At 66.1% G+C, this 12,447-nt stretch carries 14 protein-coding genes; 7 read left to right on the top strand and 7 right to left on the bottom strand.

The features are described 5' to 3' along the window. Positions 1–13: 13 nt before the first annotated feature. Both ACLJPD_RS05050 and ychF read left to right on the top strand, forming a co-directional pair. Positions 14–931, top strand: coding sequence for a quinone oxidoreductase family protein (locus tag ACLJPD_RS05050; RefSeq protein WP_410870539.1), 918 nt, complete (start codon positions 14–16; stop codon positions 929–931). 157 nt (positions 932–1,088) lie between these two features. Further along, the gene (ychF, locus tag ACLJPD_RS05045; RefSeq protein ID WP_410870538.1) at positions 1,089–2,168 is read left to right on the top strand and encodes a redox-regulated ATPase YchF; all 1,080 of its coding nucleotides are present in this window, start codon (positions 1,089–1,091) and stop codon (positions 2,166–2,168) included. Between the two features lie 84 nt (positions 2,169–2,252). Here ychF and ACLJPD_RS05040 read toward each other — a convergent pair whose 3' ends face one another. The 3 genes from ACLJPD_RS05040 to ACLJPD_RS05030 all read right to left on the bottom strand — a co-directional run bounded on the left by ACLJPD_RS05040 (position 2,253) and on the right by ACLJPD_RS05030 (position 4,674). Further along, positions 2,253–3,074, bottom strand: a complete 822-nt coding sequence (locus tag ACLJPD_RS05040) for a hypothetical protein (protein ID WP_410870537.1) — start codon at positions 3,072–3,074, stop codon at positions 2,253–2,255. Further along, the gene (locus ACLJPD_RS05035) at positions 3,067–4,050 is read right to left on the bottom strand and encodes a type IV toxin-antitoxin system AbiEi family antitoxin (protein ID WP_410870536.1); all 984 of its coding nucleotides are present in this window, start codon (positions 4,048–4,050) and stop codon (positions 3,067–3,069) included. The genes ACLJPD_RS05040 and ACLJPD_RS05035 overlap by 8 nt, the downstream gene beginning before the upstream one ends. A gap of 156 nt (positions 4,051–4,206) precedes the next feature. Next, complete coding sequence (locus tag ACLJPD_RS05030; protein WP_410870535.1) at positions 4,207–4,674, bottom strand: hypothetical protein; 468 nt, start codon at positions 4,672–4,674, stop codon at positions 4,207–4,209. A 270-nt stretch (positions 4,675–4,944) separates the two neighbouring features. On the opposite strand from ACLJPD_RS05030, the gene ACLJPD_RS05025 reads away from it, so the two are divergent. Further along, positions 4,945–5,901 carry an alpha/beta fold hydrolase gene (locus tag ACLJPD_RS05025; RefSeq protein ID WP_410870534.1) on the top strand — a complete coding sequence of 319 codons (957 nt, stop codon included), beginning with the start codon at positions 4,945–4,947 and terminating at the stop codon, positions 5,899–5,901. A gap of 23 nt (positions 5,902–5,924) precedes the next feature. On the opposite strand, the gene ACLJPD_RS05020 is transcribed toward ACLJPD_RS05025, so the two are convergent. Continuing rightward, positions 5,925–6,611 (bottom strand): class I SAM-dependent methyltransferase, encoded by a 687-nt coding sequence (locus ACLJPD_RS05020; protein WP_410870533.1) that lies wholly within the window; start codon positions 6,609–6,611, stop codon positions 5,925–5,927. A 121-nt stretch (positions 6,612–6,732) separates the two neighbouring features. Between ACLJPD_RS05020 and ACLJPD_RS05015 the strand changes: the two genes are divergently transcribed. After that, positions 6,733–7,686: a DoxX family protein gene (locus tag ACLJPD_RS05015; RefSeq protein ID WP_410870532.1), complete on the top strand. Its 954-nt coding sequence runs from the start codon at positions 6,733–6,735 to the stop codon at positions 7,684–7,686. Between the two features lie 342 nt (positions 7,687–8,028). Then, positions 8,029–8,262: a hypothetical protein gene (locus tag ACLJPD_RS05010; protein WP_410870531.1), complete on the top strand. Its 234-nt coding sequence runs from the start codon at positions 8,029–8,031 to the stop codon at positions 8,260–8,262. Here the strand turns inward: ACLJPD_RS05010 and ACLJPD_RS05005 are convergent. Continuing rightward, a complete protein-coding gene (locus ACLJPD_RS05005) occupies positions 8,259–8,582 on the bottom strand; it encodes a hypothetical protein (protein ID WP_410870530.1) in 324 nt (107 codons plus the stop codon). The two genes, ACLJPD_RS05010 and ACLJPD_RS05005, sit on opposite strands and share 4 nt — an antisense overlap. 19 nt (positions 8,583–8,601) lie before the next feature. Next, positions 8,602–9,087 carry a MarR family winged helix-turn-helix transcriptional regulator gene (locus ACLJPD_RS05000; RefSeq protein WP_410870529.1) on the bottom strand — a complete coding sequence of 162 codons (486 nt, stop codon included), beginning with the start codon at positions 9,085–9,087 and terminating at the stop codon, positions 8,602–8,604. 137 nt (positions 9,088–9,224) lie between these two features. On the opposite strand from ACLJPD_RS05000, the gene ACLJPD_RS04995 reads away from it, so the two are divergent. Then, a complete protein-coding gene (locus tag ACLJPD_RS04995; protein ID WP_410871934.1) occupies positions 9,225–10,592 on the top strand; it encodes an MFS transporter in 1,368 nt (455 codons plus the stop codon). Here the strand turns inward: ACLJPD_RS04995 and ACLJPD_RS04990 are convergent, their stop codons facing one another. Continuing rightward, positions 10,593–11,318 (bottom strand): helix-turn-helix domain-containing protein, encoded by a 726-nt coding sequence (locus ACLJPD_RS04990; RefSeq protein WP_410870528.1) that lies wholly within the window; start codon positions 11,316–11,318, stop codon positions 10,593–10,595. Between the two features lie 393 nt (positions 11,319–11,711). On the opposite strand from ACLJPD_RS04990, the gene ACLJPD_RS04985 reads away from it, so the two are divergent. Next, positions 11,712–12,296 (top strand): CHAP domain-containing protein, encoded by a 585-nt coding sequence (locus ACLJPD_RS04985; RefSeq protein WP_410870527.1) that lies wholly within the window; start codon positions 11,712–11,714, stop codon positions 12,294–12,296. Positions 12,297–12,447: the final 151 nt, after the last annotated feature.

Below are 12,447 nucleotides of genomic sequence, written 5' to 3'. Positions count from 1 at the left end.
CGTAGGAGGTGTCATGCGGCGGGTTCAGTACGAGCGCGGCAGTGGTTCGGAGGCGCTCGAAGTCGTCGCGGCCGAGGTGCCGGTGCCCGGCGCCGGCGAGCTGCTGGTGCGGGTCGAGGCGATCGGGGTCACCCTGTCGGCGATTCGGCGGATCAGTGGCGAAGCGGAGCAGGTGCGCGCGGAGGTGGCCGGTGAGGTCGTCGCGGTCGGTGACGGGGTCGACGGTTACAGCGCCGGATACCGCGTTGTCGGCCTGTGTACCGCTGATGCCTACGCCGAGTACGTCATCCTCGCGATCGACCAGGCCTCGGCCATTCCGGACGGCGCTTCGGCCGTCGACGCCGTCGCGTTGATGCGCAGCGGTCTCGTCGCCCTCGGCGCACTCGACACCGCTGTGCCGCGCGAGGGCGAAACCGCGTTGGTCACCGCCGCAGCGGGCGGTGTCGGCCACCTCGCGGTGCAGCTGGCCCGGGTGCGCGGTGCGAGCTGGGTGGTCGGCGCGGTGTCCGACCGGTCGAAGGTCGATTTCGTGCGCGAACTCGGCGCCGACGAGGTGTTCACCTACGACCAGCTGCACTGCGGCAAGCAGGCCGACTACGCCCTCGACGGCGTCGGCGGCACCGGTCTCGGCGGCACGCTCGCCGGTCTCGCCGAAGGCGGTCGCGCGGTCACCTACGGCACCGGCGGTGGCCTGATCGACACCGAAGACCTCCTCGCGGGCGGCAAATCCCTCACCGGTTTCCGGATCGGCCGACTCGCCCAGCGCGACCCGGCTCGCTACGAGGACCTGCGCCAAGATGTCTGGCAGTACTACGCCTCCGGTCTGCTGCACCCGGTCGTGCACGCCGAGTTCGCGCTCGACGATGCCGCCGCCGCACACGCTGTCATCGAGCAGCGCGCCAACCTGGGCAAGGTCGTCCTCGTTCCCTGACTCCGAACCCCGACCCTTAGGGAGGGGCCGTTCGCGGCCCGGCCCGCTGGTCAGGTGCCGCGGCGTAGGCGACGAAGGAGCAAGCCGCGGTGCCTGACCAGCGGGCCACAAGGGGGCCGCGAACCCGCCGCGCCGCAGGTGCGGCAAGATAAACACAGTGAGCCTCACCCTCGGAATCGTCGGCCTGCCCAATGTCGGAAAGTCGACGCTGTTCAACGCGCTGACCAAGAACGACGTGCTGGCCGCGAACTACCCGTTCGCGACCATCGAGCCCAACGTCGGCGTGGTCCCGCTGCCCGACCCGCGCTTGAACAAGCTCGCCGAGATCTTCAGTTCCGAGAAGATCGTGCCCGCGGTCGTGTCGTTCGTCGACATCGCGGGCATCGTGAAGGGCGCCTCCGAAGGCGCGGGTCTGGGCAACAAGTTCCTGGCCAACATTCGTGAGGCCGACGCGATCTGCCAGGTCGTGCGCGTGTTCGCCGACGACGACGTGATCCACGTCGACGGCAAGGTCGACGCCGCCGCCGACATCGAGGTCATCGAAACCGAGCTCATCCTCGCCGACCTGCAGACCCTCGAGAAGGCCATCCCGCGCCTCGAGAAGGAAGCGCGGGTCAAGAAGGAGCGCAAGCCCCTGCTCGACGCGGCCAAGACCGCCGAAGGCTTCCTCAACGAAGGCACCACCCTCTTCGCCGCAGGTAAGAAGATCGACGCCGACCTGCTCCGTGAGCTCTCCCTGCTTACTATCAAGCCGTTCCTCTACGTCTTCAACGCCGACGAATCCGTCCTCACCGACGAGGCGAAGATCGCCGAGCTCAAGGCTTCCGTAGCCCCCGCCGACGCCGTCTTCCTCGACGCCAAGGTCGAAGCCGAACTCCTCGAACTCGACGACGAATCCGCCATGGAACTGCTGGAATCCATCGGCCAAACCGAACCCGGCCTACACGCCCTTGCCCGCGCCGGCTTCCACACCCTCGGCCTGCAGACCTACCTCACCGCAGGCCCCAAGGAATCCCGAGCCTGGACCATCCACCAGGGCGACACGGCCCCCAAGGCCGCCGGCGTCATCCACACCGACTTCGAACGCGGCTTCATCAAAGTCGAACTCGTCGCCTTCGACGACCTGGTCGAAGCAGGCTCGATGGCAGCCGCCAAGGCCGCAGGCAAGGTCCGCATGGAGGGCAAGGAATACGTCATGCACGACGGCGACGTCTGCGACTTCCGCTTCAACGTGTAATTCGTTGCGCCTGCGGCCAATTGAAAGAGCCCCAGGCGCATGAATTGCTTCAGAGGCGACACTGGGGCGTTCTCCGGGATGAGTTCAGCTGGCCAGTAGGTCGTTGAGCGCCCCGATCGCCCGCTGCGCCGCCGTGAGATCGGGATGTGTTCTCGATCGTTGCCGTGCGAAGTGATGGGCAAATAGGTCTCGATCCGATTGGTTCCAAGCTGCTGAGAGTTCAGCGAGCCGTTCGGGACCGAGAAGGCTTGCGGTCTCCTCGCCGAGGAGATGCAGTGATGCGAGATCGACATCCAGGTCGGCTCTGATCAGCAGATCGGTGCGTGTTTTGTAGAGTGAAGCCGTGATGTCGGTGTCGCCCTGGTACCAGGTACAAATTGTTGCGATGTCCTCGGCGTCCTTGTATTCGCCGATGGCGGATCGATCGCACCAAGCCTTCAACTTCAGCGCGGTGTAGCCCGCTGGTGTCGGAATCCGGACCGGATAGCCGCTCGGAAGTCGCAGTTCGATCGAATTCGTGAAGACCTCGCGGAAGCCGAAAACATCGATGACCTCCTCTCTGCCTGATAAGGAGGTCGTCCCGACGGGATCCTCGATGTCGCCGAACGGCACCACATCAACCGCTATTCCTGCGATCGAAAATCGGATGTCAGTGGTTCCCGACCGGGGGTGTATCGCGACGATCCGCCGGTATTCGGCGTCCTCGTCGACGGCGATCGCGACATCGACGTCGTTTGTGCGGCGAAGTCGGTCAAGATGGCCGAATCCGGCGGGCAGCAAGTCGCGACACTGCGCACCGATGATCATGATCGACGCGCCGTTCATTTCGGCGCCTGAGATCAGCGCAACCACCACACTGTCGACCAGATCAGCCGACCTTTGATCGATGCGGCCGAGGTCAAACAAGGTGGTCCTTCCTCAAGCTTCTCGCTACTTCGGATTGCCGTGGCTCCTTCGAGGCCAGAAGATCTGCGTAAACCAACAGTGGAGGGGCCGCAGACTCGACGAAGATGCCCCGTCCGTCGGATGGTGTAGCCGATTCGGGTGCTTCCCAGAATTTCTGGCGAACCTCGATATTCGGATCGTCTGACTTCTGCCAGCGGTTTCGGACGGCCTCCGCAAGGTCGAAATTTTCGGCATAAATTGTGAGTGTCTGTGGCTGCCTGATCATTTCGACGGAAGATTCTCCGCTTACGAGGTATCCGGCAGGCGCAGACCAGCGGTCGATATTTCCGCGGAGAGAGAGTTTCCGGATCTTCGGCAGGAGCGCGCCTCTGAATGCGGCAGCCCATAGATCGATCAGTTCATCGCGGCGGTGGAGTGATCTGCCGATCAGGTAGTCGGATTCTTTCATGATCTCGAGCGTCGACTGCGTGATCCCTACCGATGTCCCAGCAGCCGCAGCGATCCGGCGAACCGGCATCTCCGCCGATTTCGGCCAGGTGAGGAGCACAAAGAGGACCTGCATCCGCCTGCCGCTGAATAGATTTGCCTCTGCTGCGCGATGGCTCGATACCTCGGTTTGGCCGGATCGTCCGCGGACATCTATGAAGACTGGCCCGAAGTCCAAGTGGACATTTCCCGCGTAGTCCATGTAATCGATGTCCGCGGCAACCAGCGCCTCGGCGGTGCGACTGGTGATCCGAGGGCCGGTCACCAGCAGTCGATGCGTGCGATCTTGCTGGTCGATTCGTGCTAGCTCTGACAGGGTTGCGTGCGGCAACCAAGCCAACCGGTAGGTCGCCTCGAAGCCTTGTCGGCACACATCGACGATCGCAGTCTGCTCCGCCGTCCAGCGCTGCACGGTGAGTTCGATCGAGTAGTCCGCAAGCATCTGAGCCAGCGAGCGTTCTATCTCGTCATGTCGCGTTCGGTCGGTCATGTTGTTCATTTTAACTGAACAACTATAAATATTGAACAACGCGGGCCCAGGGAATCCCGAGCCTGGACTATCCACCAGGGCGACGCGGCCCCCAAGGTCGGCGGCGTCGTGGAACTCCGCTTCAACGTCTGAGGTATTCGGTCACCGAAGAGCCGCTCAACCCACCCCGCCGCCGGGCGGGATCACCGGGGCGTCCTTGACTGCGAGCCTGACCTTCGTGCTGCCCTGCCAGCCTCCGACGGTTGCTTGGCCATCGGCGTTGAGGAATGTGCAGTAGACATCGCCATAGGCGGTGCTGCCCGCGGGGGCTGACGCCTGGAGCGAGTTGCTGACCCATCGCCCTTGGTGGTTGGGCGAGCCTCCGATGTTGGAGTATTCGAATTCACGGTACGTGCCGACGGTGTTGGCGCTGTTCTCTACGGACATGCCACAGGTTGCGGTGTTTCCCGCGGGAATCTGGATCCGCCAACTGAGGGTTACCGATCCGGCAGTGGGACTGGTGATGCTTCCCTCGACTCCGTTGGTCGCGCTCGCTACGGGAGCGATGGTTGCGGTGAGGGCGGCGAGCCCGGTGACGAGCAGAGCTGTCGCGGCGATCTTCTTGGCGGTGGGCGGTGTGGACATCGGTGCTCCTACGGTTGACGGGCTTGTTCTGGAGGTCATTCAACGCAGTTGGGAGGCGGTGAGCCATGGACCCGAGGGGTGGTCGGCTGTCCCTCAGGGGTGGAAGTTCGCCACCTCGGTGTGACCGAGTTCCGTATCCAGCGCCTCGCGACACCTTGGTGGTGTTCTGTGCACCCTCGGGGGAGCGGGCTCAGTACTCGGGGCCCTGATCAGGGGCCCCGATTCGGCGCAGAGTGGATGTTGTCACCACACGCGAATCCGGAGGCTCCGATGTCGAACATCAGCACAATTGCCCGCTCAGCCGAGCGTCGTGTTTCGGTGTCGACCAGCGATGGCGTTGAGCTCGCGGTTCGTGAGTACGGGCGGCGGAACGCGGACCTGACGGTGGTTCTCATCCACGGGCATTGCCTGCGGACCGAATCGTGGACGGATGTGCGGGACGTGCTGTTGCGCGAGCACTCCGATGCCAAGGTCGTCTGCTACGACCATCGCGGGCACGGTGACTCCGCGGTGGCGTCGAGGCAGACCTACAACATCGAACAGCTCGGTCATGATCTGCACGACGTGCTCGACGTTGTCGCCCCGACCGGGCCGGTCGTGCTGGTCGGGCATTCGATGGGTGGGATGACCGTGCTGACCTACGTCGACCAGTACCGGCACGAGGTCGGGACCCGCATCGTCGGCGTCGGGCTCGTCGCCACCGCCGCGAGCGGGCTCGCCGATGCCGGCTTCGGGCGGCTGCTGCGCAACCCGCTCATCTCCGTCTTCCAGGCGGCGGTGCGGCGCGCACCGCGCCTGATGCAGCACGCGAAGGTGTTGTCCTGCAAGGTTTTCGCCCCCGTCGTCCGCGCCGCGGAGTTCGGTGATCGCAAGGTCAGCCAGCGCGTGCTGGCGCTGGCCGAGGCGATGCACAACGCGACGTCGATCGTCACCATGGCCACCTTCCTGAGCGCCTTCAAGACCTTCGACCGCACCGCCGCCCTGGCCACCCTCTCGACCATCCCCACCCTGATCCTGTGCGGCTCCGCCGACCTGATGACACCCCCGTCCCATTCGATCGCTATGGCCGCCGCCGTCGACTACGCGGACTTCGTACAGATCGACGGCGCCGGCCATTCGGTCATCCTCGAACAGCCCGCCCAGGTCGCCGAAGCCATCGCCCGCCTGGTCGGCCGAGCGGCCCGCGTCGATCGACCGGAGCGCGCCCACCTGGCACTCGCCGCCTGAGCCGCTTCGACGGGTAGGCGACTTCACGACCAGGCGCGATTTATGACCTCCGCGCTGTTCAGGTCCTCGGCGAGATCGCTCAGTTGACGCAGACCGCCGGGATCGTGTGGTGCTGACTTGGCGACGGCCAGAGCCGCGTAGGGGCGGACGTCGCCGGAGGCGGGGTGGTGCAGGCGATCGATTTCGGTGAAACCCGCTCGGTGGAGGGTTTCGGCGAGATGGTCGACCGGCCAGCGGTAGGCGGTGGTCACCTTATGGGGGAAGGGTTCGACCGTGTCGGTGGATTCGAAGAAGCCGATCACCAGGCATCCACCGGGGGTGAGTACGCGGTGGAATTCGGCTAGCACGGTGGGGAGTTCGGTGGGGTTGATGTGGATCAGCGAGAACCAGGCCAGAAGGCCGGGGACGGAATCGGTGGGGGCGTCGAGGGTGCGGAGGGAGCCGAGTTCGAAGGGGATGTCGGGGTAGGTGGTGCGGGCGTGCATGATGAATTCGGGGACCATGTCGATGCCGGTGGTGGGGATGCCCGCGTCGGTGAGGAACTTGGTGAAGTGGCCGGGGCCGCAGCCGAGGTCGAGGACGGGGCCGGGGGACAGGTGGGTGAGGGCGAAGGCGGTGTCATCGGGGGCCAGGTCGGTGGGGGAGCCGAAGAGGTCGATATAGACGTGGTGGATGGCGGTGTAGGCGGCTTGGACGGTGTTGTCGGACACCCGGCCGACACTAGCCACTGGACAGGGCATGCCCGATCGCGTCCATCGTTTGTGATGGGGAGACCCGGGTAGTCGAATGTAGGGAGCCGTTTTCCCAGTCGTAGACACGAAGGGATCGACGATGCCGATCAAGCCTGTTCGACGCATTGCCCGCGCACTGCTGGGGACCACATTCGTGGCCGCCGGGGTGAACGGGTTGATGAATCAGAAGCCGCGCGAAGCCGCCGCGAACGCGCTGGCTGACAAGGGCCGCACCGCTCTGCCTGACGCACTGGCAGCCCGGGTGCCCGACGATCCGAGTCAATTCGTTCGGATCAACTCCGTGGCGCAGGTTGTCGGTGGGTTGCTGCTGGCCACTGGCCGCGCACCTCGGCCCGCGGCGCTCGTGCTGGCCGCGACCGTCGTGCCGGGAACCGTCACCGAGCAGGACTTCTGGGCCGAGAACGATCCCGACCGGAAGGCGGCCAAGCGGGTCGGGTTCCTGAAGGATCTCGGACTGCTCGGCGGGTTGATGATCGCCGCGGCCGACACCGAGGGCAAGCCGTCGCTGGGCTGGCGAGCACGGCGGGCGTTCTCGCGTGAGGAGCCCCGCATCGCGGCCGAAGGCGCTGCCATCGCGGCCGCGGCCAAGCTGCGCGGCGCCCAGCTCGCCGATGTCGCCCACAATCAGGGTGCGCACCTGGCGGAGGTCGCGAACGAGCGTGGTTCGCAGCTGGCCGAGATCGCTCGGGAACGTGGGCCCCAGCTGGCCGACGCGGTGCGCAGCCGCAGCGCGCAGCTGGTCGAGGTCGCCAAGGACCGTGGTCCCGAAGTGGCCGAGGCCGTACGGACCCGCGGTGCCCAGCTGGTCGAGGTCGCCAAGGATCGCGGTCCTGAAGTGGCCGAGGCCGCGCGCACCCGCGGTGCCGCGCTTGCCGAGGTCGCCAAGGAAAGGGCGCCGGAACTGGCCGACGCCGCCCGCGAACGAGGCACGTATCTGGTCGACGCGGCTCGCGAGCGAAGCTCGGAGTTGGCGGCAGCCGCCCGCGAACGCGAGGTGAGCGCTGCTCCGGTTCGCCGGTGGTCGAGGCGATAGGGCGAGCAATTCAGCGAACGCCGGGGTTCGGTCACTGAGAGGTGGCGAACCCCGGCGTCGTTGTGCTGGGCGCCGGAGTCGGAACCGGCCGGTCAGTTCGCGCATGCCCCGAGAATCGTGGTCTGGCGCCGCTACCTGCGGTGGCGCAGGATAGTGGCGGGGTCGGGCGTACCGACGGACTCACCGCGCAAACCGAACATCGGGGCAATCCCGGCGAATTGGGTTTGGCGGTGAGTTCTGGTGTGAATACTGGGCATTCGCAATGCTTTTCGACAGAGTGGGATCTATCTGATGTTGTCCGGCCGTGAAACGTCCAAACCGTATGCCGTTCGAATCGCAGGGGTGGGAGCGGCGGTGCTGATCGGCCTGCTCGGTTCGGCGGGAACCGCTGCGGCACTTCCGGGTTCGGGCTCGGCATCAGGTTCGGCCAGCGGGTCCGCGGACCTGGCATCGGGCTCGGCGTCCGGTTCGAGCGCGGCGGCAGGCCCGGCCGGTGACTACTTCACGTGGCAGCAGGCGCAGTTCATCCACAACACGCTGCGCATGCTGCTGTCGATCCCGATGCGCAACATCTAGTTCCAGGCTTTTTCCCAGCGCTCGGCGGCCCAGTCGCGGACCTCGCCGCTGACCAGAATCGCGGGCAGCAGCAGCGCGAAGCCGATCAGCAGGATCGCCAACCGAACCCACACGCTGAGTTCGCCGAGCGCGCGCAGCAGCGCGGGCAGGACGCACACCACGGCGAGCACGACGAGGACGATCGCCGCGACTTTGTGCTCGGGGCCGGCTATCAGCGCGGCGCAGGTGCCGAAGCACAGGCCGAGGACAAGTCCGCCGACGCCGACGAAGTAGTTGTCCCAGGAAAGCCAGCTCGGACGGGTAGACCGGTGAGTGACCACGCCGCGCAGCTTAGCGCGATCAGCTATCGCTGTGCGGCGGTCTGGGCCACGGGTTCTGCTCCAGCTGTTCGACCGATCGGTTGAACTTGCGCATCAGCCTGCCGAGCTCGGTGACGTCGTCGGCGTCCCAGTCGGCGACGACCCTGCCGATGTCGTTGCTGCGGTGGCGCCGGTCCGCCGCGAGCGCCGCGCGACCGTCGGCGGTCGCCTTGATCTTGCGTGCGACGCCGCCGTCAGGATCGGGCACCCGTTGCACCAGTTCCTGTTTCAGCATCGCCCCGACCTGACGATTGATCGTGGAGATGTCGAGCTGGAACGACTCCGACAGTTCGCGCAGGCTCAGCGGTTCGCCGAGATCGAGGCGGGTCAGGATGAGGAACGCTGAACGGTCGAGGAGGAAACCGGGGCGCCTGCGGGTGGTCGTGGGAAAGTGCCGCGAGATCAGGTTCATCTCGAACACCAGACGGGTGAACGGGGTGTCGTCGGCGGCGCCGGAATCGGACATGTGCCAACTATGTCGTGTGGGTCACCGCTGAACCAAATTGTGTACTATGCACAGGCTGTGTACCGTGAATAGTTGTGTCCGTAACCGAGGTCGACGTTTCGCAGGCCCTCCCCGAAGATCGCCGACCGGCTCCGGCGGTGCTCATCGCGGTGCTCAGCACGGTCGGCGTCGTGGTCTCGGTCATGCAGACGCTGGTCGTGCCGCTCATCCCGTCGCTACCGACACTGCTGAACACCTCGGCGTCCAACGCCTCCTGGGTGATCACCGCGACCCTGCTCGCCGGCGCGGTCTCGACACCGATCGCCGGACGACTCGGCGACATGTTCGGCAAGCGGCGCATCCTCGTCGCCAACCTCGGCTTCATGATCGTCGGCTCAGTGATCTGCGCGACCGCGAACTCGCTGCTGCCCGAGGTGGTCGGCCGCTCGCTGCAGGGCATCGCGGTGGGCGCGATCCCGCTGGGGATCAGCATCATGCGCGACGAACTCGCGCCCGAGAAGGTGGGCGGCGCGATGGCGGTGATGAGCGCGACGCTCGGTGTCGGCGGTGCCGTCGGCCTGCCGTTCTCGGCGCTGATCGCGCAGAACACGAACTGGCACATGCTGTTCTGGACCGCCGCCGGTCTCGGTGTGCTGTGCGCGGTGCTGGTTCTCGTGTTCGTGCCGGAATCGCCGGTGCGCACGCCGTCGCGTTTCGATTTCGGTGGTGCGATCGGGCTGGCGATCGCCCTGCTCGCGCTGCTGATCGGCATCACCAAGGGCGCCGACTGGGGCTGGGGCAGCGGTTCGATCCTCGCGCTGTTCGGTCTGTCGCTGGTGAGTTTCCTCGGATGGGGCGCCTATGAACTGCGTCAGGGTGCGCCCCTGGTCGACCTGCGCGTGTCGGCGCGCCCGCGCGTGCTGTTCACCAATATGGCCTCGATCGCGGTCGGCTTCTCCCTGTACGGCATGTCGCTGACGTTCCCGCAGCTGCTCATGGCTTCCGAACAGACCGGTTACGGGTTCGGACTGTCGATGGTGGTCGCGGGCCTGGCGATGGCGCCGACCGGGCTGGTGATGATGCTGCTCTCGCCGGTGTCGGCACGGCTGTCTGCCAGGAAGGGGCCGAAGTTCACGCTGGCGCTCGGTTCGGCTGTGATCGCCTTCGGCTACCTGTGCGCGGTGGTCATGATGGACACCGTGTGGCAGATCGTGCTCTCGGCGGTGATCGTCGCGGGCGGTGTCGGCCTGGCCTACGCGGCCATGCCCGCGCTGATCATGGGTGCGGTGCCGCTGCACGAGACCGGCGCGGCCAACGGCCTCAACTCGCTGATGCGGTCCATCGGCACCTCGACCTCGGCGGCGGTGATGGGCGTGGTGCTCGCGCACATGACCATGCAGCTCGGCCCGCACATGGTCCCGACCAGGTCGGCGTTCCACACCGCGTTCTTCATCGCGATGGCGGGCGCGGTGGCCGCGATCGCCTTGACGCTGTGTATTCCGATGGGGAAGAAGAAGACCGGCTGATCAGCCCGCGGCCGGGGAGTACACCACCAACGACCAGTCCCGGCGCGGTACCAGGGAGGCGCCGAGTGAGTGCACCGCCATCGGGACCGTCTCGCCGGTGTGCGGATCGCGCATGTGCACCACCGGACCGTCGGGTCCGTGGGTGATGTGCGGCTCGGTGGTCCACAACTTCTCCCATTCGGGAGCCTGCGAACACGCTTCCACGATGTCGGTGATCTGCGCCCGCGACGCCAAACCGGGGCCCATCACCCGAAACGCGTAAACGCACAGGTGAACCTGCTGCTCCCAATCGACAAGCGCCTGCTTGGCACGCGGGTCGAGCAGCATCCACTCGAGCATCGATACGCCCGCTTCCAGGCCGGGAAACAGCAGCCGCCATGCGGCGTTGGTGGCCAGGACCTCGAAGACCGGATGCAGTTGCAGGCTGGCCGGATGGGTGATCCCGTCGATCAGCACCTGGTCGACGGGGCGGACGAGGGACGGTGTCGAGTCGTATCGGGGTGCGACCGACAGCGCGACCAGGTGATCGCGAAACATCTCGGGCACGTCGAGCGCGTCGGTGAGTGCGGTGAGCGCCTCCAATGTCGGTGTGCGTGTGCCCTGTTCGATCTTCTGAATGAGGGCGGGGGAGACGCCCGCCATCTCGCCGAGCGCCACCCTCGTCAGGCCCGAGGATTCGCGGCGTTCGCGGAGGTATCGCGAGATCGACGCGTTCGGGTCTTCCACCATGCACTCCTGTTTCACTCACCGGTACAAATTGGGACAGTCGTCTAGCTTGACCGAGGGTAAAGGGTTCGCAAAACTCATGTCAGCCGAGCGGGTGACCGCCCGGCTGCCCGGCCGCTGTGTCGAGGCCGATTATCGGCCTTCGCGCTGGTCGGGACAGTGTGTTCCGGAGCGGAAAGTGTTCGACACCACCTCTGCGCGGACGATGTCGCCGGAGGGGACGGCGCGCGCTCGCCTCGTGCGCGCCGAGAGCGATGTGCCGGGTCGAAACCCGGGTGGCGCAGGGGTCCATCCGGTGGTCTCCCGTCCGCTTCGGAAAACACGCGTGAGCGGGAACCGAAAGCACTCGCGATTCGTCCAATAGGGCAGATGGATGAACGAGAGTGGGGGGCGATGACGCAGCTTCGAACCGAACGACCTGGACGACGCACGTCCTGGATCGTCGGAATCTCCGGCATATTGGCGGCGGCGACAGTGGTAGCCGTCGGACTGGTGTGGTGGCAGCACGATTGGGGCGACCAGTTCCCCGCACTCGACAGTGAGCGCCTCGACGAGCAGCAGATCGTGCTCGTCGACGTGCTGCGCCGTGAATTCGAGCAGCCCGGCGACGGACCGAAGTACGCCGAAGGCGTCCGCGAAGCGTGGTGCGCCGATTTCGTCAGCTGGACGATGCGCGAGGCGGGCAGGCCGCTGGCCAACCCGAACTCCGGCTCCTGGCGCATCCCCGGCGTGTACACGCTGCAGGAGTACTACCAGCAGGTGGGCCGATTCACCCGCCCCGACGTCGGCTATCGCCCGCGCACCGGCGACGTGGTCCTCTACGGACCCGACAGTCCGCTCGGCCAGCACACCAACATCGTGCTGAAGGCCGACGGCGACACGATCACCACCATCGGCGGCAACGAGATGGGCACCGTCCGGGTGCGCACCATCACCCCCGCCGAGACCGCTGATCTGGTCGGTTACGGGCGATTCTGAAATCGATTGTCGCTCAAGACAACTGCGATGATCCTGGACGGCGGTACCACGGTGATACCCGTACGATGGAAGTCGCGGCGCCCGGCAGCGCCGTCGCCGACTCCTCCGTCCTGCTTCCCCCTCATCGGCAGGACGGGGGAGTTGTGCCACC

It is taken from the genome of Nocardia sp. A7 (genome assembly GCF_046549215.1).
In the GTDB taxonomy this organism is placed as follows: domain Bacteria; phylum Actinomycetota; class Actinomycetes; order Mycobacteriales; family Mycobacteriaceae; genus Nocardia.
The sequence above is the reverse complement of the archived record's forward strand: the minus strand, read 5'-3'. Positions and strand labels throughout refer to the sequence as shown.

What these genes read in the sequence shown, in the direction of transcription:
- ACLJPD_RS05050 (WP_410870539.1), top strand. Translation starts at nt 14, where the DNA reads ATGCGGCGGGTTCAGTACGAGCGCGGCAGTGGTTCGGAGGCGCTCGAA.
- ACLJPD_RS05035 (WP_410870536.1), bottom strand. Translation starts at nt 4,050, where the DNA reads ATGACCGACCGAACGCGACATGACGAGATAGAACGCTCGCTGGCTCAG.
- ACLJPD_RS05030 (WP_410870535.1), bottom strand. Translation starts at nt 4,674, where the DNA reads ATGTCCACACCGCCCACCGCCAAGAAGATCGCCGCGACAGCTCTGCTC.
- ACLJPD_RS05025 (WP_410870534.1), top strand. Translation starts at nt 4,945, where the DNA reads ATGTCGAACATCAGCACAATTGCCCGCTCAGCCGAGCGTCGTGTTTCG.
- ACLJPD_RS05015 (WP_410870532.1), top strand. Translation starts at nt 6,733, where the DNA reads ATGCCGATCAAGCCTGTTCGACGCATTGCCCGCGCACTGCTGGGGACC.
- ACLJPD_RS05000 (WP_410870529.1), bottom strand. Translation starts at nt 9,087, where the DNA reads ATGTCCGATTCCGGCGCCGCCGACGACACCCCGTTCACCCGTCTGGTG.
- ACLJPD_RS04985 (WP_410870527.1), top strand. Translation starts at nt 11,712, where the DNA reads ATGACGCAGCTTCGAACCGAACGACCTGGACGACGCACGTCCTGGATC.